Origin of the sequence: Glycomyces sp. TRM65418, from assembly GCF_019710475.1 — a bacterium.
Classification (GTDB): Bacteria; Actinomycetota; Actinomycetes; order Mycobacteriales; family Micromonosporaceae; genus Glycomyces.
In genome coordinates, this window is record NZ_JAJFAX010000017.1 from 31,846 (window position 1) to 56,704 (window position 24,859).

Annotated in this window: 19 protein-coding genes; 12 read left to right on the forward strand and 7 right to left on the reverse strand. The window is 71.4% G+C overall.

The genetic code is table 11. The features are described 5' to 3' along the window. Nucleotides 1-164 precede the first annotated feature (164 nt). The 3 genes from corA to K3N28_RS22910 all read left to right on the forward strand — a co-directional run bounded on the left by corA (nucleotide 165) and on the right by K3N28_RS22910 (nucleotide 3,562). The gene (gene corA, locus K3N28_RS22900; RefSeq protein WP_228095172.1) at nucleotides 165-1,301 is read left to right on the forward strand and encodes a magnesium/cobalt transporter CorA; all 1,137 of its coding nucleotides are present in this window, start codon (nucleotides 165-167) and stop codon (nucleotides 1,299-1,301) included. A gap of 212 nt (nucleotides 1,302-1,513) precedes the next feature. Continuing rightward, on the forward strand, nucleotides 1,514-2,758 hold the full coding sequence (locus K3N28_RS22905) for a glycosyltransferase (RefSeq protein WP_228095174.1): 1,245 nt from the start codon (nucleotides 1,514-1,516) through the stop codon (nucleotides 2,756-2,758). Nucleotides 2,759-3,097: 339 nt separating this feature from the next. Then, on the forward strand, nucleotides 3,098-3,562 hold the full coding sequence (locus K3N28_RS22910; protein WP_228095176.1) for a hypothetical protein: 465 nt from the start codon (nucleotides 3,098-3,100) through the stop codon (nucleotides 3,560-3,562). A gap of 75 nt (nucleotides 3,563-3,637) precedes the next feature. On the opposite strand, the gene K3N28_RS22915 is transcribed toward K3N28_RS22910, so the two are convergent. Then, on the reverse strand, nucleotides 3,638-4,246 hold the full coding sequence (locus K3N28_RS22915; protein ID WP_228095177.1) for a TetR/AcrR family transcriptional regulator: 609 nt from the start codon (nucleotides 4,244-4,246) through the stop codon (nucleotides 3,638-3,640). 57 nt (nucleotides 4,247-4,303) lie between these two features. On the opposite strand from K3N28_RS22915, the gene K3N28_RS22920 reads away from it, so the two are divergent. After that, nucleotides 4,304-4,738, forward strand: a complete 435-nt coding sequence (locus K3N28_RS22920) for a DUF3995 domain-containing protein (protein ID WP_228095178.1) — start codon at nucleotides 4,304-4,306, stop codon at nucleotides 4,736-4,738. Nucleotides 4,739-4,828: 90 nt separating this feature from the next. Here K3N28_RS22920 and K3N28_RS22925 read toward each other — a convergent pair whose 3' ends face one another. Together K3N28_RS22925 and K3N28_RS22930 are read right to left on the reverse strand one after the other, a co-directional pair. After that, the gene (locus tag K3N28_RS22925) at nucleotides 4,829-8,104 is read right to left on the reverse strand and encodes a BTAD domain-containing putative transcriptional regulator (protein ID WP_228095180.1); all 3,276 of its coding nucleotides are present in this window, start codon (nucleotides 8,102-8,104) and stop codon (nucleotides 4,829-4,831) included. A 1,322-nt stretch (nucleotides 8,105-9,426) separates the two neighbouring features. Beyond that, nucleotides 9,427-10,413 carry an alpha/beta fold hydrolase gene (locus K3N28_RS22930; protein ID WP_228095182.1) on the reverse strand — a complete coding sequence of 329 codons (987 nt, stop codon included), beginning with the start codon at nucleotides 10,411-10,413 and terminating at the stop codon, nucleotides 9,427-9,429. Nucleotides 10,414-10,465: 52 nt separating this feature from the next. On the opposite strand from K3N28_RS22930, the gene K3N28_RS22935 reads away from it, so the two are divergent. Then, nucleotides 10,466-11,074, forward strand: coding sequence for a TetR/AcrR family transcriptional regulator (locus tag K3N28_RS22935; protein ID WP_228095184.1), 609 nt, complete (start codon nucleotides 10,466-10,468; stop codon nucleotides 11,072-11,074). A gap of 459 nt (nucleotides 11,075-11,533) precedes the next feature. Here the strand turns inward: K3N28_RS22935 and K3N28_RS22940 are convergent, their stop codons facing one another. Continuing rightward, nucleotides 11,534-12,025, reverse strand: a complete 492-nt coding sequence (locus K3N28_RS22940) for a MarR family winged helix-turn-helix transcriptional regulator (RefSeq protein WP_228095188.1) — start codon at nucleotides 12,023-12,025, stop codon at nucleotides 11,534-11,536. A gap of 3 nt (nucleotides 12,026-12,028) precedes the next feature. Here K3N28_RS22940 and K3N28_RS22945 point away from each other — a divergent pair, with 3 nt between their 5' ends. Further along, entirely contained in the window at nucleotides 12,029-12,445 is a 417-nt protein-coding gene (locus K3N28_RS22945; protein WP_228095193.1) for a hypothetical protein, read from the forward strand. Between the two features lie 288 nt (nucleotides 12,446-12,733). On the opposite strand, the gene K3N28_RS22950 is transcribed toward K3N28_RS22945, so the two are convergent. After that, a complete protein-coding gene (locus K3N28_RS22950) occupies nucleotides 12,734-13,933 on the reverse strand; it encodes an MFS transporter (RefSeq protein ID WP_228095198.1) in 1,200 nt (399 codons plus the stop codon). An 84-nt stretch (nucleotides 13,934-14,017) separates the two neighbouring features. Between K3N28_RS22950 and K3N28_RS22955 the strand changes: the two genes are divergently transcribed. After that, nucleotides 14,018-14,944 carry a LysR family transcriptional regulator gene (locus K3N28_RS22955; RefSeq protein WP_228095199.1) on the forward strand — a complete coding sequence of 309 codons (927 nt, stop codon included), beginning with the start codon at nucleotides 14,018-14,020 and terminating at the stop codon, nucleotides 14,942-14,944. A 238-nt stretch (nucleotides 14,945-15,182) separates the two neighbouring features. On the opposite strand, the gene K3N28_RS22960 is transcribed toward K3N28_RS22955, so the two are convergent. Beyond that, the gene (locus tag K3N28_RS22960) at nucleotides 15,183-16,712 is read right to left on the reverse strand and encodes a hypothetical protein (RefSeq protein WP_228095200.1); all 1,530 of its coding nucleotides are present in this window, start codon (nucleotides 16,710-16,712) and stop codon (nucleotides 15,183-15,185) included. Nucleotides 16,713-16,906: 194 nt separating this feature from the next. Between K3N28_RS22960 and K3N28_RS22965 the strand changes: the two genes are divergently transcribed. Both K3N28_RS22965 and K3N28_RS22970 read left to right on the forward strand, forming a co-directional pair. Next, nucleotides 16,907-17,386, forward strand: coding sequence for a carboxymuconolactone decarboxylase family protein (locus K3N28_RS22965; protein ID WP_228095201.1), 480 nt, complete (start codon nucleotides 16,907-16,909; stop codon nucleotides 17,384-17,386). 77 nt (nucleotides 17,387-17,463) lie between these two features. Next, on the forward strand, nucleotides 17,464-18,633 hold the full coding sequence (locus K3N28_RS22970) for a serine hydrolase domain-containing protein (RefSeq protein ID WP_228095202.1): 1,170 nt from the start codon (nucleotides 17,464-17,466) through the stop codon (nucleotides 18,631-18,633). A gap of 512 nt (nucleotides 18,634-19,145) precedes the next feature. Here K3N28_RS22970 and K3N28_RS22975 read toward each other — a convergent pair. Beyond that, on the reverse strand, nucleotides 19,146-20,147 hold the full coding sequence (locus K3N28_RS22975) for an NADP-dependent oxidoreductase (protein ID WP_228095204.1): 1,002 nt from the start codon (nucleotides 20,145-20,147) through the stop codon (nucleotides 19,146-19,148). 109 nt (nucleotides 20,148-20,256) lie between these two features. Between K3N28_RS22975 and K3N28_RS22980 the strand changes: the two genes are divergently transcribed. The 3 genes from K3N28_RS22980 to K3N28_RS22990 all read left to right on the forward strand — a co-directional run bounded on the left by K3N28_RS22980 (nucleotide 20,257) and on the right by K3N28_RS22990 (nucleotide 24,840). After that, complete coding sequence (locus tag K3N28_RS22980; protein ID WP_228095207.1) at nucleotides 20,257-23,232, forward strand: BTAD domain-containing putative transcriptional regulator; 2,976 nt, start codon at nucleotides 20,257-20,259, stop codon at nucleotides 23,230-23,232. Nucleotides 23,233-23,273: 41 nt separating this feature from the next. Further along, nucleotides 23,274-24,224, forward strand: coding sequence for a zinc-binding dehydrogenase (locus K3N28_RS22985; RefSeq protein ID WP_228095209.1), 951 nt, complete (start codon nucleotides 23,274-23,276; stop codon nucleotides 24,222-24,224). A 94-nt stretch (nucleotides 24,225-24,318) separates the two neighbouring features. Next, the gene (locus K3N28_RS22990) at nucleotides 24,319-24,840 is read left to right on the forward strand and encodes a GNAT family N-acetyltransferase (RefSeq protein ID WP_228095211.1); all 522 of its coding nucleotides are present in this window, start codon (nucleotides 24,319-24,321) and stop codon (nucleotides 24,838-24,840) included. Nucleotides 24,841-24,859: the final 19 nt, after the last annotated feature.

Genomic DNA, 24,859 nt, shown 5'->3' on the forward strand with positions numbered 1-24,859 from the left:
CACGGATCGACCTCCGCTCGGCCTTCGCGCCTCCCGCCCGGATTCGTTCCGATCGCCTTCGCCGTCGGGCGTCACATGCTCGGGCGGGGATGGCGGTCCGCGGATTGGGTTAGCGTGGGGCGTGATCGCAGGGCACTTCTCTGGAGCAGTGAAAGGACCGATTCATGAGCTGGCAGGACCGTATCGCGTCATGGAGCCGCCACCGGGGCAGGACCGACCAGAGCGAACCGCGGCCTGCAGAGCCCGAGCCCGGCCCGGAGGCCGCGATCCGCGGCTCCGAACCGCGCCGCGCGGTGGTGGACAACGCCGTGTACTGCGACGGCGAGCGCCTCGAACCCGAGTCGCTGCAGCAGACCTATGCGCTGATCCGCGAGCGCAAGGGACTGGGCTGGATCGGGCTCTACCGGCCCGAGCCCGAGGACGTCGAGGCGATCGCCGAGGCGTTCGGGCTGCACCCGCTGGCGGTCGAGGACGCCCTCCACGCCCACCAGCGCCCCAAGCTCGAACGCTACGGCGACACCCTCTTCGTGGTGCTCCACCCGGCCCGCTACGTCGACTCCGAGGAGGTCGTCGAGGTCGGCGAGCTCCACCTGTTCATCGGCCCCGACTTCGTCGTCTCCATCCGTCATTCGGAGACTCCCGACCTGCGGGCGGTGCGCAGCCGCATGGAAGAGCACCCTGAGCTGCTGCGGCTCGGCCCGGAGGCGGTCCTGTACGCGATCCTCGACCAGATCGTCGACGGCTACGCCCCGGTCCTGCGCGGCGTCGCGGTCGACATCGACCAGATCGAGACGCAGGTCTTCAGCGGCGACGCCGAGGTCTCGCGCCGGATCTTCCAGCTCAGCCGCGAGGTGATCGAGTTCCGCCATGCGGTCGAACCGCTCGGCGACGTCTTCGACCTGCTCCGCTCGGGCTTCACCAAGTACCAAGTGGACATCGAGTTGCAGCGCCTGCTCCGTGACGTCGAGGACCACACGGTCCGGGTGACTGAGCGGATCGACTCCTTCCGCGAACTGCTCGACAACATGTTCAGCGCCAACGCCACGGTCGTCGCGCAGCGGCAGAACGAGGAGATGCGCCGCATGACCGAGACGAGCCTGGCGCAGAACGAGGAGATCAAGAAGATCTCGTCCTGGGCCGCGATCCTCTTCGCCCCCACGCTCGTCGGCACCGTCTACGGCATGAACTTCGACCACATGCCCGAACTCCACTGGCTCTTCGGCTACCCCTTCGCGCTGGTCCTGATGGGCATGGTGTCGGTGACCCTCTATTTCGTGTTCAAGGCCAAGGACTGGCTCTGAACGCGCACCGCTGGAGCGGCGGCGCTGAGGAACCGTCGAGCTCCCCCGTCGACTCGTAAGCGGGAGTCGTCGAGTTCGCGGGGTCCTACGTCGTCACGGCGGCGACGCCTGCGCCGCTGGAGCGGCGGTGGGGCGTTCGCATGCGAAGTGCGCCGTATCGAGGCGCGGGCGCGCTCGTTGTTCACAGGGGACGGCGGAAAGGAACGGGGAGCATGCGCATCCAGATCATCACTGCGGGCACGACGGGGTCCGTGGCGCCCTACACCGGTCTGGGCCACCGGCTGCTGGCGGAGGGGCACGAGGTGGAGCTCGTGGTGCACGCCAAGTTCGCGGCATCGGCCGGCTGCTGCGGCCTCCGGACGCGCTCGATGGCGGCGGACCCGTTCGAGGCGCTCATGGACGTCCACAATCGTCTCCGCGACGAGGGCCGGTCCCCCGGCGCGCTGCTCAGGTTCGCCCGTGCCATGCGGGAGGCGGCGGTGTCCCTGGCCGACGAGATTCTTTCGGCGGCGGACCCGAAGGCCGACTTGATCCTGCTGTCCTCGATCGCGGCGCCGGTCGGCAGAGTGGTGGCCCGGTACCACGGGGTCGCGAGCATGGGAGTGTTCCTGCAGCCGGATGCGCCTACAGCCGCGTTCTCCCCCTGTCTCATGGCGTTGCGAGCGCCGAGCCGCTTCAACCGCCGGCGCGGCATGGCCGTCAACGCCGGCCTCGACGTGTTGTCCGCTGGCGTGTACCGGCACCTCGGGCGAAAGCTGGGGCTCTCAGGACTCGGCGGAAGGCGCATGCGCCTGGAGCGCGAACGCGAGCAGTGGCCGATCTGGCACGGCTTCAGTCCCTCGGTGGTGGCCCGGCCGAAGGACTGGCGTCCCGGTCTCGAGGTGGCCGGCTACTGGTGGCCGCACGAGTGCCCGGCCTGGGAGCCGCCTGCTCGCCTGCGCGACTTCCTCTCGTCCGGTCCGCCGCCGGTGTTCGTGGGGTTCGGGAGCATGATGCCCGGTGATCCGGAGCGGCTGGCGGGTCTCACCGAGCGTGCGCTGCGCATGGCGGGCCTGCGCGGCGTGGTCCAGTCCGGCTGGGCCGGCCTCACCGCGGACGGCGATGACGTCATCACGGTCGGGTCGGTTCCCCATCACTGGTTGATGCCGCAGACGGCCGCAGTGGTGCATCATGCCGGCGCGGGAACGACGGCGGCGGGCCTGCGGGCCGGGGTGCCGGCGGTTCCGGTGCCGGTCTTCACCGACCAGCCGTGGTGGGCCGCCCACCTGGTCCGGATGGGCGCGGCCCCCGCGGCGCTGCCGTACCGCGATCTGACCGCCGAGCGTTTGGCGGTCGCGCTGCGGCGCGCCACCGGGGACTCGGCCTTCGCCCGCCGGTCGGCGGCGCTGGCCCGACGCCTGGCCCAAGAGGACGGTGCGGGCACGGTGGCCCGAGCGGTCGACGAGGCCGGCGTTTGAGCCCGACCGCCGTCCCGGCGACGATTTCCGCTCGGTCGGCAGGTCGCACCCGAGGTCGATGATCCGGCTGTCCGGGTCCCGCTGCCGGCGGTGTACCGGAGGCGGCGTCTACGGCGATCGAGTGCGGACCTTTCCGCATCGTCAGGGATCACATGTGGCCGGAAACATTTTTGAACAGGTTCAACTATGGGTGTATGCTGCACACGGAAAGCGCAGGTGCGCCAAGGTCGACCTGTTCGGCAGGACCGCTCGGATGGAGCCACGATGGAAACCCTCTCCCACCGCCCTGAAACGGTCGGGAACGTCCTCCGCCGTACACGGGGCTCCGCTTCTCGGCCAATGGCCCGGACCCGGATCGCATTCACCGCAGGCGTCGTCCTCGCTGCGGCCGCTTGCGGATTCGCCGCTCCCGTCCAGGACCCTCCCGCAGACCCGGTCCCCTATGACGAGGTGGTCGGGCTCTGGGAGAACGGACACGGAGAAACGATCGAGTTCCGCGAGGACGGCACCTTCACGGCCGTCCCCTCGAGCTTCAGCGCACGCCTGGGATGGGAGGTGCCGGAAGGCGAATTCGACGGGCACTGGCGGCTCTGCGAGAGCATCTACATCACGCTGGAGAACGGAGACGAGCGACGCAGCCCTGACTGCGTGGAATCCGATGAGGGCGAATACATCGAGATCGACGCCGACCGCAATGGCGTGGGAGGCAGCCTGCTCTTCACCGAGGACGAGCAGATCGAGCTCTACCCCTACGCGCTCGAAGACGCCACCCACAGCAGCGACTACTACACCAAGGCCGACTGAGCCACGGGCCGGATCGTAGAGGGACGGCGGCGAAGTGAGCGGTTCCGATCCCGGAGTGCGTCACGTGCCGCAGCGCTAAGGAGCGAGATCGGTGTTCCCGTTGTCGACGTGAGCCGGAGCCAGGACGGCGAGGAGGTGGCCGATGGCGGCGCCTGAGACCCCTTCACTGCTCGGCGCGGTCTCGGGGGCGATGGCGGGCGCGGCGCGGCGCAGCTCTTTCCAGCCCAGGTAGACCGCGTAAGCGACCACCGCCTGGCGGCGGGCGTCCGCTTCCCGGAGGCCGCACTCGGTGTAGAGGTCGGTCAGGTAGTCCATGCGCCGCTCGGTGACGCGCTCGAGGACGTCTTTGACGATCGGGTCGTCGGCATGGGCGACGATCGCCGGCTCCAGCCCGGCGAACGGCTCCCGGGTCAGGGCGTTGCGGACGAGCGCTTCCAGCCGTTCGCGCGGGTCGGCGATGGGGGCGACGTCGGCGATGAACTGGTCGGTCAATTGCCGCTCCCACAACTCGAGGGCTCCCGAGAGGAGCGCTGCGCGGTCCTTGAAGTACCAGTAGAAGCTCCCGCGCGATACACCGAGCCGCTTGGCGATCGGCTCGACGGCGACACCGCGGACGCCGTCGGCGGCGAGCGCGTCCAGAGCGGCCCGGAGCCAGTCCTCACGGGTGACCTTCACGTGCGGCATTTCCATACAGTATCGTATGGATATCCATACACCCCTGTATGGAGAAGGGAGCTCCTCATGGAGATCATCGCCGCGGTCACCGGAGCCGCACTCGCCCTCATCGGGGCGCTCCACGTGGTCTGGGCCTTCAGCCCCTGGCCGCTCGCCACTCGGGAAGCACTGGCCCGCAACGTGGTCGGCCGATCGGACGGCTCACTGCCGCTCGGGTTCTTCGTCCCCGCGTCATTGGCGGTGGCCGTCGCGCTGGCCGCGGCCGCGTACCTGGTGGCGGCCGAAGGCGGCGTACTTCGCGGAGCACTGCCCGAGGTCCTGGTCACCGCAGGAGTATGGGGCGTCGCCGCCGTCCTCCTCGGCCGGGGCGCCTGGGGACTGGTCGAATCGGGCCTCCGACGCGGCGACGCCCCGGAGGCCTATCGCCGGCTCGACTTGCGGTGCTATTCGCCGCTGTGTCTCGCGCTCGGAACGTCGGCGGCGGCCGTCGCCCTCCTCTGATCCGCCACTGGAGCGACCGCGCCGACCACCGGAGGCCGGAGTTCGAAGCGGCCACCGCGGCTCCTCGCCGAGGCGCTCGCCACGAGGCCGTCAGTCGGACAGGTCGGCCGGGATCGCGGCGCCCGTGTCGCGGTAGATCTCGCGCGCTCGCATCCGGTGGCGGCCTGCGGCCTCCGGCCGGCCTTCCACGCGGCGAATCTCGGCGGTGACGCGGTGCGCCTCGGCCTCGCCGAGCCGGTGCCCCGTCTCCCGGTTCACTCGCAGCGCCTCCTCGGCGTGCTCCGCCGCTGCGGCGGGCCGGCCCTCGCCGAGTTCGATCTTGGCGAGCAGGTTGCGCGTCTGCCCCTCGACGATCCGGAATTCCGAGGCGCGGGCCTCGACGAGCGTGCGCGCCGCGCCGTTCCGGGCCTGATCGGCCTCCCCGAGGCGGTACATTGCCTTCGCATGCCCTAGTTGGGCTTTGAGCCGGTGATCCATGGAGTCCTGGGCGGTCAGTTCGAGCGCGCGGTCATAACGCGCGATCGCCTCTCGGTGCTCGCCGAGCGCGTCGAGGACCGTGCCCAGTGTGCAGACGACGCTGGCCTCAAGCCGCGGGGAAGGGAACTCCGGCAGATCGGCCAGGGCCTTCCGCGCGTTCGCCAACGCTTCATCGGGCCGTCCCGCGGCAAGGTGAATCCCTGCCGCTATACGAAATAGATCGCAGTACTGGACCACGTTGGCGCGGCTGGCTTCGAGTTCGAAGGCCGCTTTCATGTATTCGTCGGCGAGGTCGAGTCGCCCCCGCAGGTGGTTGACATCGGCGAGGTCGATGAGCGCGCTTGCTTTGCAGGTGTCGTCTTCGGCTTCGGCGGCAGTCCGAAGCTGCTCCCGGCAGAGCTCGACGGCGGTGTCGAGCCGGCCCAGGCAGCAGTGGAGGTTGCCGAGCGTGATCAGATTCGCGGATTGGCTGCGGGCCTGGCGGGACTTGCGGTTGCTGCGCCACGCCGCGGTGCCGTGGACGAGTCCTTCACGGAGTCGACCAGTCTGGTAGCACCCAACCGCCAGAATGTGTTCGGCCGCGGCCTGGCCGGTCGTCCAACCCGCCTCCGCGGCCAGTCGCGACGCCCGTTCGCTGTGCGCCATCGCTTCGGCCGTCATGCTACTTCGGGTCAGTGCGGTGGCGAGGCCCAGCTCGGCGGCGGCCTGGCCGAGCGCGTGGTCCGCGCGTTTCGCCGCCTCCAGCGCGGCCCGACCGATGCGCACGCTTTCGCCGCCGTGCATGGACAGCCACATGTAGCCCCGGAGCGCGTCGGCGAGCCGCCAGGCAACGTGATGCGGACCGTGCTCGGCTGCATGCTGGACGGCGGCGGAGAGGTTGCCGAGTTCGATGTTCAGCCATGCAGCGGCCTCGTCCGCGGTCGGCTCCCACCGTTCGCCCTCCGCGGCTTGCGCGGGCAGGCCGACCAGTATCGGGTAGAGCCGCTGCCGGCAGGCGTCGGCTCCGCGGACATACCAGCCGAGCAGCCGCTCGACGGCGTCGGCGCGAAGCCGCGGGGCGTCCTCGGCTTCGGCGCGTTCGCGGGCGTAGAGGCGCAGCAGGTCGTGCAGCCGGTACCGGCCCGGGCGGTGGTGGTCGAGCAGGTGCGCTGCGGCCAACTGGTCCAGGAGGGGCTTGACCTCCTCAGTGGAGGTCGCCGCCAGGCTCGCGGCGGCTTCGAGCGAGAGGTCGGGCCCCGGCGCCAGGCCGAGCAGGCGGAAGAGACGACGCGCCGCATCGGGCATGACGCGGTAGGAGGACTCGAACACCGCCCGAATGGCCGTGTCCTGGCTGCCGTCGACGCGCAGCGAGGCCAGGAGGCCGTCCTCGGACAGCTTCGCGATGTAACCCGCGACGTCGGGCCGGGCCCCTTCCGCCAGGTTGGCCGCCGCGATGCGCAGCGCCAGCGGCAGGCGCCCGCAAAGCTCGGCGAGCTTCGCGACCTCGGCGGCGTCGGTGGACCCCCGCCGGAGCAGCCCGGTGACCAGTGTCTGAGCATCCTCAGAGGACAGTGGATCGAGCGTGAGCCGCGATCCGCCGTGCCAGGCGATCAGGTCGGCGAGGCGATGGCGGCTGGTGACCAGCACCATGCACCCCGCGCTGCCCGGCAGCAGCGGCCGCACCTGCTCGGCGGAGGCGGCGTTGTCGAGCACGATCAGCATGCGGCGGGTGCCGATCTGGGTGCGGAACCGAGCCGCGGCCTGGTCGGCGTCGAGCGGTACGTGCGCCGGCGGGACGCCCAGTGAGCCGAGCAGTGCCGTCAGCGCCTCGATCGGCCGCAGTGCCGGTCCCTCGCCGTGCCCGCGAAGGTCGATGAACAGCTGGCCGTCGGGGAACCGCTCGGTGACGCGGTGCGCCCAGTGGACGGCCAGAGCGGTCTTCCCGATGCCTCCCATGCCGGTGACCACCGCTATGGGCACCGGTTCGGCCACGTCGTCCGAGCCGGCGAGCCCGTGGAGGAATCGCAGTTCGTCGTCCCTCCCGGTGAAGCGGTGGGGCGGGATGGGCAGCTCCCTCGGCACCGGAGCCTGCGCCGCTCCGACCGCCTTCCGCCGCACCGGCCTCCAGGAGCCCTCCAGACTGGAGGTCGCGACGTCCGCGAGTCGGTCGTCGGCGCGCAGCACCGCTCGGTGCACGCGCTGCATCAGCTCGCCGGGTTCTATGCCGAGCTCGGAAACGAGCCGGTCGCGGTGGGCGCGGAACACCTCGAGCGCCTCGGCGTGGCGGCCCGACCGGTACAGCGCGAGCATGAGCAGGACGTTGAACCGCTCGGTGTAGGGATGCGCGCGGGCCAGCTCGCGCAACGGCGCGATGGACCCGTGGTGCAGACCGAGGTCGAGGCCGATCTCGTGGAGCGCCTGCCAGGCGACCAGCCGCTGCTCGGTCAACCGGTTCACCTCGGCGGCGATCAGGCCCATCGGTTCGATGTCGGCGTACGGCTCGCCGCGCCACAGTTCCAGGCCCTGCTCCAGCGAACCGATCGCCGCTTCCAGTTCGCCCCTCGACCGCTCTCCGCGGGAGCGTTCGAACAGTTCGGTGAAGCGCAGGACGTCGAGCTCCTCGGCGGTGACGGCGATCTTGTAGCCGCCCGGCCCGCGCTCGATGCGCTCCGCGTCGCCCAGCGCCCGCCGGATCCGGTGAATGTGGACCTGGAGGGTGGCGTTCGCGCTGGGCGGCGGCGCTTCGGGCCAGAGCGAGGCGGTCAACGCGTCGACCCCGACCGGTGTTCCCGCCCGGGCCAAGAGGAGCGCGAGCAGTCGGCGACGGATCGGCGACAGCCGTGGGCCGGGCTCGCCGCCGATATGGACTTCCAAGGGCCCCAGCACTTTGAAGTCGATCTTGTCAACCATGGAGATGCGTCTCTGGTTCTTCCGGAAGGGGGCGGGCGGTCACGAGGATTCTATGGCAGGCGAACGACAAGCGGCCCGCATGCACGCCGCCGCTGAGCGTTCCCGACTCTTCTGGGCCGGTCGAAGACCAGACCTGCACGTGCGGGTGCAGGCACGCCGAGGGCATGCCACCGCACGAGGCGGTCGGTCCGGCGACACGAAGACGCTGAAGCGTCCGCGGCCCATCGCCCTGCCCGAGTCCCTCAGCCGAGTCGCAGCGGTGTCGCTGACCGGCCTATGGCGGCTGGCCGGCACCTTGGCACTCTGGATCATCGTCCGGGCGGCGTGCCTGTGCCGGCCGTGGAGCCGATCAGCCCCGAGGAACTCGCTTCAGGTTGATCCCTCTACCCGCTTCATCGCGACGTACACGGCCGCACCGGGCGCGAGAGACAGAAGAGAGCGCATTGTGAGCACACGTCACTAACCTCAAGACATGCCGGCAAAAGTCACCACATCGCCGCTTCGGCCCACCTCCTTGAGCGTTCTTCGCATCGCGGGCACCGCCCTTGCAGTGGGGGCGCTGGTCATGACCGCCTCCCCTGCAAGCGCACAGCCCGCGCCGACCGAGCCCAGCACCCTCGCGCCCACCGCATCATCGGCCTACACGGGGCTGTCCGAGGCGACCTCGTCATCGACCGCATCCGGGACCCGGCTCGTCCAGGTCAATGCTCGAACCGGTGAGATCTCACCAATGCCGACGACGCCGGACTCGATCGCAGACACTCCCTAAGCCGCCGCTCCGTGGTGTTATGAGGCCGAGCCGCCCTTATACCCACAAATGAAGGACGGTGGGGATCCTTCGCCTGCGAGTACTGCGACGACCACGCTGGGAGGCGCCGGGGACTCGGCTGCTACGCCCGGTGTCGGCAGACCTCCTCGAATCGGGTCGCACTCTGGGGCCGGCGGTGACCTCGATCGCCTCCGACCATTCAACCGGTGTCCGATCCTGATAGGCCGGCCGCGCACCGCAGTGAGGGTGTCGGGCGGGGCCGGGTCAGTCGTTCCGCGTCCGGGAGTCCCTCGGCGCCGACGGGCCCTTGGATGAGCATCGGCGGCGGCCCGGCGAGACCGCAGTGGAGCGGATCGAGCAGGGCCGCAAGCGGCGCGAATCCGCGCGCTTGCGGCCCTGCTCGATCCGCTGGGGCTCCTGGCAGTCCTTCCAACCGGTCGGCGTCGATCACGCCCGGTTCGCCCGGCCCGAGCGTGCTGCGGCGCCGGCGTTCATGGCTTCCCTGAGTGGACCGGGTCTTGGGGACGACCGTACGGTCACACGGCCTTGCAGGTCACTGAGGGTGCTCGGCGAGGAAGGCCGCCAGGTCGGCGGCGATCTCGTCTGGGCGCTCGCCGTTGACCGCGTGCGACGCGCCCTCGTACAGCAGCACCGTGCCCTCCCGCAGCGTGCGCTCGGCGGTGGCGACCGCGGCGTCCGCGTCGTGCATGACCGACGCTCCGGCGATGACCGCCAGTACGGGCATGTCGAGTGCTTCCAGCTGCTCCTCGTCGATCCTGGTGGGTTGGGGCAGGCGAAGCTGGTAGTGCTGCATGCCGGCCTCGATCATGTCAGCGACCGGGACGTCCTCCACCGGCGCGCCCCCGGCCGTCCAGGAGTTGAAGCCGTCGCGCCAGGACTTCGGCAGCCACGGCAGCGAAGCGGGGATCGAGCGGATGATCGTCCACAAGGGCATGTCCGCGAAGACGAAGACCGGGTCGATGAGCGTGACGGTCGCGACGAGGTCCGGCTGCCGGACCGCCAGGTTGGCGGCCGTCCACCCGCCGATGGACAGGCCGACGAGGTGGAAGCGTTCCTCGGGCAGGGCCTGGAGCGCCTGGTGCAGCCAGAGCGCCTGGTCCTCGTCGTCCTCGATCGGGTGCTCCTGCACGCTCATGCCCGGCTCGCCGAGCAGGTCGAGGGTGTAGACGTCGCCCACTTCGAGGAGAGAGGGCAGGTTGTCGGCCCACACCGGTGAAGCCGAAGCCCTTCCCGGCAGCAGTACCAGCGGTATCGCGGCGTCCCCCGATCCGGCGAACCGGTAGAGGCGGACGATGCCGAAGTCGGTGCGGACGTCGAGCGTCTCCTCCGGCTGGGGAAGATCGCCGAACGCCTCGGTGTACGCGTCGAGGAACTCGTCGTGCCCCTCCGCGCTGGTCCAATGTCCTACGGGAGAGGGCGTTCGCATGGCGAAGGCCACGGCCCCGGCGGCGAGCACGACCACCGCGAGGACGACGAGCCAGCGCTGCCGGCGGTTCAGGCGGCGATGGTGTTCCATCATGAGGCTCCTAACCGATCGGTAAGTAATTCGACCATACGGTAGAATCGGAGTCATGGCAACGCGACCCTCGAAATCCTCGAAATCCTCGGAAGCCCGAGAGCTGACCCTGACCGAACGCGCCCGCCGCAGCCAGCTCATCGAGGTGACCGTCGAGCTGGTCGCCGACCGGGGATACGCCGACGCCTCGCTGGCGGGCATCGCCGAACGCGCGGGCATCACCAAGGCCGCGGTCCTCTACCACTTCGAATCAAAAGCGGCCCTGGTACGCGCGGCGCACGAACACGTGCTCGCGCAGCTGGTGGCGCACGTGGTCGCCGCGATCGAGGCCGCCGATGCGGATCAGGCCCCGGCGGCCTACATCCGGGCGATGATCGGCCACCTCCGCGAGCACCCCCGGCACACCCGCATGATCACCGAGGCGATGACCAACGGCGAAGGCGTCTACGACCCCGCCGAGCGGTGGCGGCCCCTGGCCGACCTCCTCGGCGCGGCGACGCGTGCCGTCGAAACGAAGACCGACCTGGAGCGACGCACGCTCGCGATCATCATCGGCGGAGCCATCGACGCCATCGTCTCCGAACAGCTCGCCGACCCCGACTACGACACCGCCGCGGCCGCAGACCAACTCGTCGACCTCGTCTACGCCGATCGGCCGGCGTGACCCGATCGCCGAACGGAGCGGAACCGGGGGCCGATCCCCACCATCGCTTGCCCGCAACGACGGGATCGTCGTGTATCGGCCCGGCGTCGCGCCCTTCGGCATCTGCTATGTCTCGACCGACCCACCGCCGGCCGGGCCTTCCTGCGGCCCCGTCGAGACGGGGCGCCGGCGACGATCCTGCTCGACGGGCCGCGGTCGCCGCCCCGACTACTGGAACCAAGCCGACCTGGCCGGTCCGTCACCCGGGGGTCGGTGGCGGCGACGATGGCGGGGCGGTCGGACCGAAGGCGGAGGCCCATCGAGTACTTCCCATCGGGGTCTCGGGGAGCGGATAACCGACATCGGGCGGCGACGCCGTCGCGAAGACGGGGAGGGAAACGGCCTCCTCACGGGGACGGTTCCGGAGCCGTGCGGGGGAACGATGATGTCCGCAACGGCCTCCCGCGTCGACAGGTCCGCTCACGGCCTCCTCAGCCGCCGGGCGCTCTGCCGATTGGCCTCGGCGAGGTCGGTGAGGACGGCGATGAGGTCCTCGAGTTGCCGGTCGCTCAGTTCGGCCAAGGCTGCGGCGGCCAAATCGGCCACCGGCCGCCAAGTGTCGCGGCGCATGCGGGCGTGGCGGTCGGAGGTGCGCACCTGCAGGGTCCTTCGATCCCCTCCTTCCCCCGAGCGCGTGACGTAGCCGGCCTGTTCGAGCCGGTCGAGCACCTTGGTGATGGCGGCCGGGCTCAGGCCGCTGGCCTGGGCGAGCCGACCGGGCCGCAGCGGCCCTTCGCGCTCGAGGATCTCCAGGCAGCGCAGGTCGTTGCGGTTGATGCCGTAGCGCTCGGCCGCAGCGTCGAAGAGCTCCTCCGTCGCCGCATGGAGCAGGCGGACGGCCGAGAGCGCGGTGTCGATCGAGGGCTCGGGGGGCGTCGGCTCCGCCGGTACTACACGATGTGTATCTTTCACATCGTGAATCATACTGTGCAAGTCGCCCCGCTCCGGCGAGGCTCCCGCTGGGCCGCCGTCGGCGCCGCCGCCTACATCCTCTGGGGGCTCCTGCACCTCGGGCTGGGCGTCGCCATGGCGGTCCCCGAGATCGCCGAGGGCGCGGCCGGTGAGCTGGAGGCCGAGAGCTTGATGTTCTTCGTCTGCGCCATCGTGTTCGGGGCGCAGGCCATCACCGTCGGCTGGTGCCTCAACCGTGTCGGCGACCGCTTCGGCTACTGGCTCAACCTCCTCGTTCTCGGCCTCATCGACGCCGCCTTCGTGGCCGTGATGGTGCTGCCCGGACACGTCGACCCTGTCGGGGGCTGGTCCGGTCCGCTGGTCTGGGCCGTCGCGGCAGTCGCCTCGACCGTGGCCCTCCGCCGCACCTCGACGCGGTAGCCGGTCCGGGCCCGCCTTCTCGATTCCCCAGAGGCGGAATGCGGGCCGCGATCCATGCCCGGCGGCGACAGGCGACCGACGAGCCCGGCCGCCGCGGGATACCACGCGGTCCGCCCACCACGGCGCCTGCCGGTCACCGTGACCGCGAGCGGGCGTTCGGATCGGCGCTCGATGCGAAGCCGCGTTTCGCCGCCGTGCCCGGAAGATCTTGAAAGGATTCTTCCGGGCACGGCGGCGAAACGCGTCAAGGGAGGCGGCGTCCGTACGTTCGGCACCGCCACGCTGGGTTCACTTGGGTCCCGTCACCTGACGGGCCGTGGCCAGCAGCAGGGCCACCGTGGCCGCCGCTGCGAGCGTCCCGAGCCACATGGGAGCGGTGATGTCGATGCCGTCCACGGCAAGGCCGCCGACGACGGCGCCGGTCCCGATCGCCACCTGGAAGCACGCCACGAACAGCGCCGAGATCCCCTCGGGCGCTTCGGGGTCCGAACGCAGGTTCCACACCTGCAAGCCGACAGGGACGGCACCGTAGCCCAGGCCCCAGACCACCAGCACCAGTGCGGCCGCGGCGGTCCCGTGGGCCGCCAGCGGTACCGCGGCCGTCGCTGCGGCGATGAGCACGGCGCTTCCCACCACCACCTCCCGCAGGCGCCCGCCCGCCAGCGCACCGGCGATGAAGGTGCCCGCGATGCCGGCCACTCCGTAGACCAGGAGCAGCACCGCGATGGTCGCGCCGCCGAGGCCGGCGGACTCGCGCAGCACCGGCGTGACGTAGGTGTAGGCGGCGAAGTGCCCGATCACGATGAGCAGCAGGCCGAGCAGACCCGCCCGTACCGGCCCGCGCCGCAGCAGCCCGGTCAGGTCCGAGGGCCGCAGGCTCGATGACGAAGGCAACTTCGGCAGCAGGACCGCCAGGGCGATGAGGACGAGCAGCGACAGCGCCGCCATGACCCCGAAGGCGGACCGCCATCCCGCTCGGTCGCCGATGAGCGTACCGGCCGGCACGCCCACGACCGAGGCGATCGAGATGCCGCTGAGGATGACCGAGCTGGCGCGGGCCACCGACCGCTCGGGCACCAGCCGGACCGCCAGGCCGGCGCCGATGGCCCAGAAGCCGCCGATGGCCAGGCCGACCAGGACGCGGGCGGCCAGCAGCAGCGCGTAGGAGTCCACCAGGGCCGTCATTACGTTGGCGGCCAACAGGACCGTCATCATGCCGACCAGCAGCAGCCGTCGGTCCAACCGCCCGGCCACGATCATGATCGCCAGCGCCGAGACCACGGCGGCGGCCGATGCGGTCGTCATGAGCTGTCCGCTGGCACCGGTCGAGACGCCGATGTCGGGCCCGATGAGCGTCAGCAGCCCGACCGGGAGCATCTCGGTGGTGACGATGGTGAAGGTGCCGCAGGCCACGGCGGTCACGGCGATCCAACCTAGGACGGGATGCCGGCGGGTTTCGGGCGGTGCGGTCGGGGAAACGGTCGTCATGGCGCAAGCCTCGCGGCTGCGGCGACGGGGAACAACGGCGAAGTGCCAATGGTTGGATCAGTGAGGCTAATCGTTGGAGGTGGGATGGGCGGGGTCGAGCGCGATGAGATGGAGGTCTTCCTCACCCTCAGCCGGGAACTCCATTTCGGGCGGACGGCGGAGCGGCTGTACCTCTCGCAGGGCCGGGTCAGCCAGTTGCTGCGGACGTTGGAGGACCGGATCGGCGGCCGGCTGTTCGAACGGAGCAGCCGCCGCGTCGCCCTCACCGAGCTGGGCGAGTACTTCCTGGCAGCGTCACGTCCGGCCTACGAGCAGCTGACCGCCGCGTTCGAGTCCGCTCGCGCCAAAGCGCGGGGGCTGGACGGTCGGCTTCGTCTCGGTTTCGTCGGCGCGGCCGACGCCGGACTGCTGGAGACGGTGCCCCTGTTCGGGCGACGCCATCCCGGCTGCGAGCTGGAGATGCACGAGCTGCGGCTCTCCGACCCGTTCGGGCCGCTGCATCGCGGCGAGGTCGACCTGGCCTTCGCCTGCCTGCCCCTCAACGACCCGGAGCTGGCCACCGGACCGGTGCTGGCCTCGGTACCGGTGGTGCTGGGCGTCTCCTCGGCCCACCCCTTCGCGTCCCGTTCCGAGGTGTCGGCCGAGGAGCTGGCGGAGTGCCGCATGATCGACATCGGCGACCCGGCCCCGCGCGAGTGGCGGGAGCGCTCGTCGCCGGTGGCGACGCCGGGCGGCCGGCCCATCCCGCGCGGACCGGTGGCGCGCACCCAGCACGAGGCGCTCTCGCAGATCGCGACGAACCGCGGGGTGATGGTGTTCTGCCGCAACTTCGCCCAGCAGAACCGACGCGACGACCTCGCCTTCGTGCCGATCAAGGGCCTGCCCGATTCGCGCTACTCGCTGGTGTGGCACCGCGACAGGTCCAATGCGCTGGTGCGCGCCTTCGTCGACACCGCCGCCGAAGTGTCCGCGCGACGAGACCGCGTTCAGTCCGACGTCTGGACGGGCTGATCCGCGTCGGCGACCGCTAGTCGGCGGAACCCCGGCTGTCAGGCGACCGACGAGCTCGAGGCCTTGAAGGGCCGTGGGGTCGGCCGGGCAACGTCGTCGGCCCGGCCCCGGCCGCGGGTCCGTACGGGCAGATCGACCGCGTCTCCCCCACCGACGTTGAACGGCTCGTGAAAGACGGTGCGGTGCAGTTCGCCCCGAGTTGCGACGGTCGGCCGCCGGTGTCGCCGCCTGCCCGGGCTCAGTCCTGGAGGCGTTCGAAGACGCTGCGGACGTCCGCGTCGCCGACCTCGGCCTCGACTTCGCTGGGCGGGCCCAGGTCGGTGTAGTAGTAGCTGTACTCGAGGACCTCGGGGCAGGGGTTCCCGTCGAACTGCACGGTGTAGGAGTCGACCTGCTCACCGGTCCGCAACGCGAAGACCTTGACGTCGAAGCGCGCCGCGTAGAAGCTGACCTCGTCGTTGATGTACGGGCTGAAACTGCCCTCGTAGTAGCAGGATTCGAGGAAGCGGCCCTGCTTGGGGCCGTCGACGCAGACCACGATCTCGGTCGCCTCGACGGTCTGGGCGATCCAGTCCTCCGAGAATCCGTATTCCGAGGGATTGAGGCCGATCATCCACATCGGATGAGGGCTGGGGCCCTCGTACGCCGGGGCGTCGCGCCAGGGCGCGGGGTCCTGGCAGTACTCGTCGGCGGTGAGGAGCCGCTGGACGTGCTCGAACTCGATTCGGGAGTCGACCGCGTCGAGCTCGTCGACGGCCGCCTGGGCATCGGCGTGGTCGGGGTACTCGGCGACGAAGCGCTGATACGCCTCCTGTGCTCCCGAGAGATCACTTGCGGCGGCACGGTCGCGAGCGCAGTCGAGGAGGCGCAGGGGCGCCGCTTCGGCGGCCGCCGCTATCGGCTCGGCGAGGGCGGGCGCCTCCCACGACTGGGCCCGGATCCAGTCGTCGACGGCGACGGCGTCGCACGAGGCGTCCTCGGCGAGTCCGGCCATGAGCCGCTCGACCGTTTCGCGGACGTACTCGCTGCCGGTGCCGGCCTCCAGGGTGGCGATGAGCTGCTCGAAACCCGGCTTCAGGGTGGCATCCAGGTCGCGGCCGTCCAGGGCCGCGTCGAAGAGCATCGCGGCGCGCTCGGGCCCGGCGCCGTCCCACCGCGCGGCCGGGTCGTCCATATAGGTCGCCATGAGCGCGGCGCCCTCGCTCGCGCCCGCGGCTCGCGCCTCATTGAGGAGGCGGCACGCCCTGAGCTGGTCCTGCCCTCGGAGGACCATGTCGCCGTGGGCGACGCGGTGGCCGGCGTGGAGCTGGTCCAGCGTGTCGACGGCCCTCTCGCACTCGCCTGCGGCATGGGCGGCCTCGGCGTCGCCCACCATGTGCCGGGCGTCGAAGCGCAGCCCCGCCACGACGAGCACGATGAGTCCGGCGGCGCCGATCGCGAGTACCCGCTCGCGCCCGCGGCCGTCGTGGAGCGGTGCCGGCTCGGTGTCGCGCGTGAGATGCCAGGCGTGGAGGCACATCGCGAGCCACCAGGACCCGAACAGCAGCTGCAACGCCATGTCGCCCGGATCCCCGGCGAGCAGGAACAGGAGGAACACCGTTCCTGCGATCGCCGCGGCGGCCGGCCCCGGGCGGCGCATGAGCGCGTAGCCGAGCCCGAACGCGGTGGCGTTCCCGACGACGGCGGCGACCGGGTCGACCGGCCTCCCGAAGACGGGCCGCCGCAGATGCGGTGACGGGAAGGGCGGGGGCTCCATCTCGGGGTGCACGGGGCTCACTCCTCGGTCGGCGGCTGCGCCCAGCACACCACGAACGGGTCGGGACCGGTCCCGGCGAACGGAGCCCCGTCCGCCTCCTGAATGGCGCGGCTCACGTCGACCTTTCGATCTCGGCGGTCACGTCCGCGCCTTCGGATCCGTCATGCGGGTGAATCACGACGACAACCGCTCAGAGAGGGACCACCATGAGCACCACTCCCCGTTTTCCGAACCCGGCAGTCCTCAACCCCGCGATCGTCGAATCCGGTGCGGTGATGCGCGGGATCGCCGCGAACGGATCGCTGCCGCGCCCGACGGTCTCGATGGTGCAGTTGCGCGTCGGGCAGCTCTTCGAAAGCGACTACCTGATCACGCTCCACACCGGCCTCCTTCGCGCCGCCGGGGAGACCGACGAGCGGATCGCCGCAGTCGCGGACTGGAAGAACGCACCGCAGCTCACCGAGGCCGAGCAGGCGGCGCTCGCGCTCGTCGACGCCATCCACGCGCCGGACGTCTCCGACCGGCGCGTCTCCGACGCCCTGTATGCCGACGCCGCGAAGCATTACGACGAGGCGGCCCTGATGACCCTCGCCGGCGTCATCGGCCAAGTCGGCTTCTTCGTTCCCCTGGCCCTGATCGGCCTCCCGACCCCGGGCCTGCCCCCGGAACAGCAGTGGCGCGCCTAGACCGGTGACACCCAGGGGCCCGCCCTCCCGGCGGGCCCCTCCCCCGGCCACACCGCAAGCACCCTGAAAGGAAACCCATGAACACCACCCGCATCGAAGGAACCGTCGCGACCGGCTTCGAGACCGTGCGCGACGAGTTCACCGCCTTCGTCGAAGAGACCGGCGGCCAGACCGGCTCGCAACTCGCCGTCTACCACCGCGGCCACCTGGTCGTCGACCTGTGGGCCGGGGAGGAGATCGGCCCCGACACCCTGACCGGTCTCCATTCGGTCACCAAGGGCGCCACCAGCCTGGTCATGGCCCTGCTGCACCAGGACGACGCGATCGAGCTCGACCGACCCGTCGCCGAGATCTGGCCCGAATTCGGCCGGGCCCGCAAGGCCGGCATCACCATCCGCGACGTCATGACCCACCGCAGCGGCGTGATCGGCATCCCCGGCGGCTTCACCGTCGAAGAGCTGGTCGACGAGCGCCTCGTCGCGGACCGCCTCGCGGCCGAGGCTCCACTGTGGCGGCCGGGCGCCGCCCACGGCTACGCCGGCTTCACGGTCGGCGCGCTCCTGAACGAAGTGGTCCGCCGGATCACCGGCCAGACCGTCCAGGAGCTCTACGCCGAGCGCATCCGCGAGCCGTACGGGCTCGACCTGTTCCTCGGGCTCCCCGAGCCGCTCGACCATCGCTACCGCGAGATCCTGCCGTGGATCGCCGCACCGGAACAGGAGGCGGCCTTCGCCGCCTACGCCCCGAACGCCGACGGCATTTCCGGCATCGGCTACAACCTCGGCGCACGAGGCTTCACCCCGCAGACCGTGATGACCTTCCCGAACGCCCGGATCGTCCGCGAGAGGGGGCCGGCCTCAGCCGGGGCCGTCGGCTCGGCCCGCGGCATCGCGAAGCTCTACGCCGCCGCCATCGGGGAGGTCGACGACCGCGGCCCGCTGCTGAAGAGCGGGACGCTCGCCGAGTTCGCCACCGTCCACTCCACCGGTCCCAACCTGGTCACCGGCGACGGCGCTCCGTTCGCCCTCGGCTTCGAGGCCAAAGGCCTGATCCATCCGTTCCTCAGCGCCCGCTCATTCGGCCACACCGGATCGGCCGGCGCCGACGGCATCGCCGACCCGCTGCACGGCATCGCGATCGGCTACACCCGCCGCCGCGCCGCGTTCGCCTTCGACGCCCCTGAACGCGGCCGCTTCGCCGCCGCCGTCGTCCGCGCCGCCGCCGATCTCGAAACGCAGGAGTCCTGAGCCGCCGCCGTTCTGGCCGTCCAGGCGCAGGCCGGCCATGACGCCTTCCTCGCGGCAGCCGGCTTCTGCCTCACGGCACTCGCCATCGCGCTCGCGTTCATGCCCAGGCCCAAGCGCACTGCTCTCACCTGAACCGGTCTGCGTCCGCCGCACCCCCGCCGTGCGGCCGTCGGCGAGCGACGGCCGCATCCGGCATGTCCGCCGCCAGAACCGTTCAGTTCTGGATCAGTGGAAGGCACTGGGAGATCCCGATATCCGCTCAGATGGGCGGGCGGTGAGTTGCGGGTCGCCTCCGGTCAGACAGCCCCCGCGTCGTGCGAGGCCACTGAGGATCTCGGACCTGTAGCAGAGGCCTGCGGGGGCGCGGAGACGGAGCGGACCTCGGTCGGGTCGTCCGGCGTGAGGCGGTCGGCCTCGGTGATGCGGCGCAGCGAAAACCCTCCTGCGAGCGCGTCCATGCCCGCTAGGGGCGCCCCTACCGTGCGACCGTCGACTCCCCCGTTCGGAAGGCCTCAGAGCCGTACCAGCATCTTGCCGATGTTCGTGCCCCGCATCATGCCGATGAACGCCTCCGGTGCGCGCTCCAGGCCCTCGGCCACGGTGTGCTCGGTGTGCAGCGAGCCCTCATGGAGCATGGCCGCGGCCTTGCCGATCCATTCGCCGAACAGGTGGAAGTACGAGGACACCAGCATGCCCCGCAAGGTGGCGTCCTTCGCGGCGAGCGCGAAGAGGTTGGCCGGCCCCGGCACGGGCGCCGTGGCGTTGTAGCCGCTGATCGCGCCCACCATCGCGATCCGCCCGCCGGGGCGCAGTGCGTCGATCGCCGCGGTCAGGTGGTCGCCGCCGACGTTGTCCACGTAGACGTCCACGCCGTCGGGAGCGGCCGCCGCCAGTTGCTGGGCGAGCGAGCCGGCGCGGTAGTCGATCGCCGCGTCGAAGCCGAAGTCGTCGGTCAGCTTGGCGGTTTTGACCGGCCCTCCGGCCGAGCCGATCACCTTGGAGGCGCCCAGTCGACGGGCGAGCTGTCCGGCTACGGAGCCGACCGCTCCCGCAGCGGCCGAGATGAACACGACGTCGCCCGCTTCGACGGGAGCGACCTCGGTGAGCGCGGCGTAGGCGGTGAGCCCGGTCGTCCCGAGCGCTCCGAGGTAGTACTCCGGCGGGGCCAGCTCGGTATCGATCACGGTCGCCGCGGACGCGTCGAGCACCGCGTGCTCGCGCCACCCCAAGACGTGCGCGACGGAGGTCCCGACCGGCACGGTCTCGGCCCGGGAGGCGATCACCTCGCCGACGGCGGCGCCGTCCAAGGCCGCGCCGAGCGCGAAGGCGGGCAGGTAGGAGTCGCCCTCGTCCATGCGTTCGCGCATGTACGGGTCGACCGACATCCAGGTGTTGCGGACCAGGATCTGGCCCTCGGCCGGTTCCGGCAGTTCGCGCTCGACGAGCGCGAAGTCGGTGGGGACGGGTGTGCCGTCGGGGCGGGAGGCCAGGTGGATCTCACGGTTGGCGGTCATCGGATTCCTCTCGGTCGCGGGCTGTGCGGGCCCGGTTTCGCTGTCGGTTCCGACACTGGCCGGGAGCGCGCACGGTCCGCTGACGGTTCGCTGTCGGTACCGTTGGCGCGTGCGTTTCGGAGTGCTCGGTCCCCTGGCGGCCTGGACCGACGAGGGGCGTGAGGTCCGCGTCCCCGAGGTCAAGGTCCGTGCGCTGCTCGCCGACCTGATCATCCATAGTGGCCGAGTTGTTTCGGTGGACCGCCTCATCGACGACCTGTGGGGCGACGCCCTCCCCGGCGATCCGTCGAACACGCTGCAGACCAAGGTCTCGCAGCTGCGCCGCGTGCTCGGCGGCGCCGAGGCGGGCGGACGAGGCCTGGTGGTCTACCGGGCGCCGGGGTATCTGCTCAAGGCCGAGGACCTCGATGCCGCCAGGTTCACCGCCCTGGTCGCCCGAGCCCGTGCCGCAGGGGACCCGTACGCGAAGACCTCGCTGCTGGCCGACGCCCTGGCGCTGTGGCGGGGCCCGGCCTACGGTGAGTTCCGCGACGAGCCCTTCGCCCGCCACGAAGCCGCGGCCCTCGAAGAGCTGCGCCTGACCGCCTTGGAAGAACAGGCGGAGGCCCGTCTGGCGACCGGTGACCACGCCCTGCTCGCAGACGGGCTCGCCCCCGCCGTCGCCGACCATCCGATGCGCGAACGGCTGCGCGCCGCCCATCTCAAGGCCCTCTACCTCTCGGGCCGCCAAGGCGAAGCCTTGGCCCTGTACGACCAGTTGCGAAACACCCTCGCCGACGAACTCGGCGTCGACCCGAGCCCCGCCCTGACCACGTTGCATCTGGCAATGCTCAACCAGGACCCTGCGCTGGGCGCCGCTTCGCCTCCCGCGGCGCTCGGCGCGAGCCTGCCCGCACCGCTGTCGGGAATCATCGGGCGCGAAGCCGAGACGGACCGTGCCCGCAGGATGCTCGCCTCCGGCCGCCTGCTCACGGTCACCGGTCCCGGCGGGGCCGGCAAGACCCGGCTCGCCGTCGCCGTCGCCGCGGCGGCCGCCGGTGACCGGGCGCGGTTCGTCGAACTGGCCGACCTGCGGACCGCGGACCCCGACCGCGTGGCCGAGCATGTGGCTGCGGCACTCGGCCTGCGCGACGACGCCGCCGACCGGCCCGCGGCAATGCCGCGACGCGACCCGGCCGAACGGCTCGCCGAAGTCCTGCGCGGGCGGGACGCGCTCCTGGTCCTCGACAACTGCGAGCACCTGGTCGAGCCCGCCGCGGAGCTGACGCATCGGCTGCTGACCGCTGTTCCGGACCTCCGCGTCATCGTCACCAGCCGAGAGTCGCTCGCCGTTCCGGGTGAGACGCTGCTGCCGCTCGGCCCGCTCTCGCCGGACGCCGCAGCCGAGCTGTACGAGTCGCGCGCGCAGACCGCCCCGGGCCCCGCCGACGCGCCGTGGATACGCGCCGCCTGCGAACGCCTCGACGGGCTGCCGCTCGCGCTCGAACTGGCCGCCGCCCGCGTCCGCGCCCTCGGGTACCGCGGCGTCGCCGAACGGCTCGACGACCGGTTCTCCCTGCTCTCCAATGCCTCGCGCGGCCGTCCCGACCGGCAGCGGACCCTCCGGGCCGTCATCGACTGGAGCTGGGAGCAGCTCGACGACGACCAGCGCCGGACCCTCAGCGTCCTCGCCGTCCACCCCGGCGGCGCCGCGCCCGGCGTCCCCGACGCGGACCCCGACCTCGTCGAGCAGCTCGTGGCCCGTTCCATGGCCGTCGCCGAACCCGGACCGGACGGGACCATGCGCTACCGCCTCCTCGAGTCCATCGCCGCCTACGGTCGCGAACGACTCGCCGAAACCGGCGACGCCGCAGCGGTACTCGACCGGCGCGACGACCACTACGCCCGCCTGGTCGAGCAGGCCGACCTCCGCGGCCCCGCGCAGGAGCACTGGCTGCGCCGGCTCGACCAGGAGGAGCGCAACCTGCTCGCCGCCGCCGAACACCGCGCCGACCCGGGCCTGACCGTGCGCCTCTCGTGGTACTGGTACCTGCGGGGCAGGCACGGCGAAGCGCTGCGGCACCTCGCCGCCGTCCGCCATGACCCTGAGGCCGCCGCGTGGGAGCACGCTTTCGCCCTCCTGACCGGCACGCGGCCGCCCGTCGGCGACGCGAAGCCGGACCCGCAGGTCGGCCCGCGCGCCGACTGGTTCCTCGCCTCCGCCCACCTGCATTTGGGCGACCCCGACGCCGCCGGGCCCCTGCTCGGCCGCGCCCTCGACGAATGCCGCGCCACCGACGACGCATGGGGCGAGGCGGCCGTGCTGGCCTCCGGCGCCAAGCGGGCGATCTTCCAGGGGGACCTCTCCACGGCCGAACGGGCCGCGACCGGCAGCCTCCACCGCTTCACCGCCCTCGGCGACCGGTGGGGACGGCTCCAAGCCGGCGACATGCTCGCCTACCACGCCGAGATCACCGGGGACTACGAGCACGCCGCCCGGTTGCACCGCGACGGACTCCGTTCATGTGAAGCGCTCGGCATGTGGATCGAAGCCTCGTACCGGCTCTCCGGTCTCGGCCGGATCGCGCTGCTGACCGGCGACCTCGCGGAGTCCGAACGACTCCACGAACGCGGACGCGCGATGGCCGCTGAGCACGGGGCCGCGTTCGCAGAGGACTTCGCCCGCATGGGTCTCGCGCTCGCGGCTCGACGCCGCGGCGCCCTCGACACCGCCGAGTCGCTCCTGGAGGCATCACTGGATTGGGGGCGGCGCCTGCGGTCCGCGTCCGGGAAGCCCTTCTACGGAGTCGCCTTGACGCTCAGCGAACTCGGCTTCGTCGCCGAACTGCGCGGCGACGCCCGTCAGGCCCGGCTCCGGCACGGTGAGGCGCTGGACGCCGCTGAAGCGCTAGGCGACCCGCGCGCGATCGCACTGGCCGAGGAAGGGCTGGCCGGTGCCGCCGCACTCGACGGGAACGGTGCCGAAGCCGAGCGGCTGCTGTCCGAGGCCGCCGCGTTGCGCGCGTCGCTCGGCGCGCCTCTGCCGCCCGCGGAGCGCGGCGACGTCGACCGGATCGAGGCGCGCCTGCGCGCGGCCGTGCGCTGACCGTCGGCGAATCATGCGCGCGGGCGGCGACAGTTGCCGACGTGAAAGCACTGATCTTCAACCCCGAGCTGACCATCGGCGACGTCCCCGAGCCCGAGCCCGGCCCCTCGCAAGCGCTGGTGCAGGTGCAGGCGGTCGCCCTCAACTTCGGTGAACTCGCCTACCGCCCCGAGGGGCTCGGCCCCGACCACGTGAGCGGATGGGACGCCGCCGGCATCGTGGTCCGGGCCGCAGCGGACGGCACCGGCCCCCTCGAAGGCACCCGGGTCGCCACCTTCGGCTGGAGCGGCGCATGGGCCGAGCGCCGCGTCGTCGACGTCGGCGACCTCGCGGTCGTGCCCGACCACGTCGACCTCGGCGCGGCCGCCGCCCTACCGGTCGCCGGGACCACCGCCCTCCAGGCGGTGCGCCGCCTCGGCCCCATCAGGGGCCGCCGGGTCCTGGTGACCGGCGCGTCCGGCGGCGTCGGCCGCTTCGCCGTGCAGCTGGCCGCCCGAGCAGGCGCGCACGTCATCGCTTCCGTCGGCAGTCCTGAACGCGGTGCGGGGCTGGCGGCAGCGGGCGCGGCCGAGATCGTCCTCGGCCCCGAACGGCTGCGCGACAGGGTCTACGGCGTTCTCGACAACGTCGGAGGATCGCAACTGGCCGAGGCGTTCCTGAGGCTCGAGGACGACGGCGTGGTCCAGGCGATCGGAAAGGCCTCCCGTGAACCCACGGTGATCGACTTCGAGCTCGCCCGGGTGCGGTCGGCACGCGGACGCATCGAGAACTTCAACATCAGCGTCCCGCTCGGCGACGACCTCGACCACCTCGTGTCGCTGCTGGCAGCGGGGAAGCTCGACCCGCAGATCGGCTGGCGCGGCCCGTGGGACCGGGCGACGGAGGCCGCGCGTGCGCTCCTGAACCGCCGCGTCGCGGGCAAAGCGGTCATCGACCTCCCTTCTTCGAACTCCTCGAACGCGGGCGGCGAAGACGGTCCGGTCGGTTCATGAGCGACGTCTCGACCGACTGCCGTTCGCGGACGGCCGGAAGTGAAAGGGCTTACCGTTGGCGCGTGACAACGCGAACAAGGAAGGCTCTGAAAGGATGAGCGTCAGACTCACCACTGAGCGGTTGACGCTGCGCCCCCTCGTCGCCGCAGACGCCGAAACGCTCGACGCGATCAATGCCGATCCCGAGATCATGCGGTACATCGGAGACGGTCGGCCGAAGACGACGGAAGCGACCAGGGCCATCGCGGAGAAGGTGGAGGCGGTCTGGGCCGAGCGCGGCTGGGGCACCTTCGCCGTCGTCGAGAACGAGAGCGGGACGCTCGTGGGCATCGGTGTCATGGCGACCCCGTCGTTCCTGCCCGAGATCCTGCCGGCCACCGAGGTCGGCTGGCGTATCAAGCGCGACCGGTGGGGTCGCGGCTACGCGCCTGAGGCGGCGCGGGCCGTGGTGGGGTTCGCGTTCGACGAACTCGGACTCGACCGCGTGGTCTCGTGCATCCATGTGGACAACACCGCCTCGATCCGCGTCGCGGAGAAACTCGGCATGACCCTCGAACGCGAGACCATCGTCCCGGGTCTCGAGGTCTCCTGCCGCGTCTACGAACTCAAGGCGTGACAAGAGCTGGGAGCACTCC

Coding starts and splice junctions, on each gene's coding strand:
- K3N28_RS22955 (WP_228095199.1), top strand. CDS start 14,018: ATGGGCGGGGTCGAGCGCGATGAGATGGAGGTCTTCCTCACCCTCAGC.
- K3N28_RS22990 (WP_228095211.1), top strand. CDS start 24,319: ATGAGCGTCAGACTCACCACTGAGCGGTTGACGCTGCGCCCCCTCGTC.
- K3N28_RS22950 (WP_228095198.1), bottom strand. CDS start 13,933: ATGACGACCGTTTCCCCGACCGCACCGCCCGAAACCCGCCGGCATCCC.
- K3N28_RS22920 (WP_228095178.1), top strand. CDS start 4,304: ATGGAGATCATCGCCGCGGTCACCGGAGCCGCACTCGCCCTCATCGGG.
- K3N28_RS22930 (WP_228095182.1), bottom strand. CDS start 10,413: ATGATGGAACACCATCGCCGCCTGAACCGCCGGCAGCGCTGGCTCGTC.
- K3N28_RS22910 (WP_228095176.1), top strand. CDS start 3,098: ATGGCCCGGACCCGGATCGCATTCACCGCAGGCGTCGTCCTCGCTGCG.
- K3N28_RS22915 (WP_228095177.1), bottom strand. CDS start 4,246: ATGCCGCACGTGAAGGTCACCCGTGAGGACTGGCTCCGGGCCGCTCTG.
- K3N28_RS22905 (WP_228095174.1), top strand. CDS start 1,514: ATGCGCATCCAGATCATCACTGCGGGCACGACGGGGTCCGTGGCGCCC.
- K3N28_RS22975 (WP_228095204.1), bottom strand. CDS start 20,147: ATGACCGCCAACCGTGAGATCCACCTGGCCTCCCGCCCCGACGGCACA.
- K3N28_RS22925 (WP_228095180.1), bottom strand. CDS start 8,104: ATGGTTGACAAGATCGACTTCAAAGTGCTGGGGCCCTTGGAAGTCCAT.
- K3N28_RS22935 (WP_228095184.1), top strand. CDS start 10,466: ATGGCAACGCGACCCTCGAAATCCTCGAAATCCTCGGAAGCCCGAGAG.
- corA (WP_228095172.1), top strand. CDS start 165: ATGAGCTGGCAGGACCGTATCGCGTCATGGAGCCGCCACCGGGGCAGG.
- K3N28_RS22965 (WP_228095201.1), top strand. CDS start 16,907: ATGAGCACCACTCCCCGTTTTCCGAACCCGGCAGTCCTCAACCCCGCG.
- K3N28_RS22970 (WP_228095202.1), top strand. CDS start 17,464: ATGAACACCACCCGCATCGAAGGAACCGTCGCGACCGGCTTCGAGACC.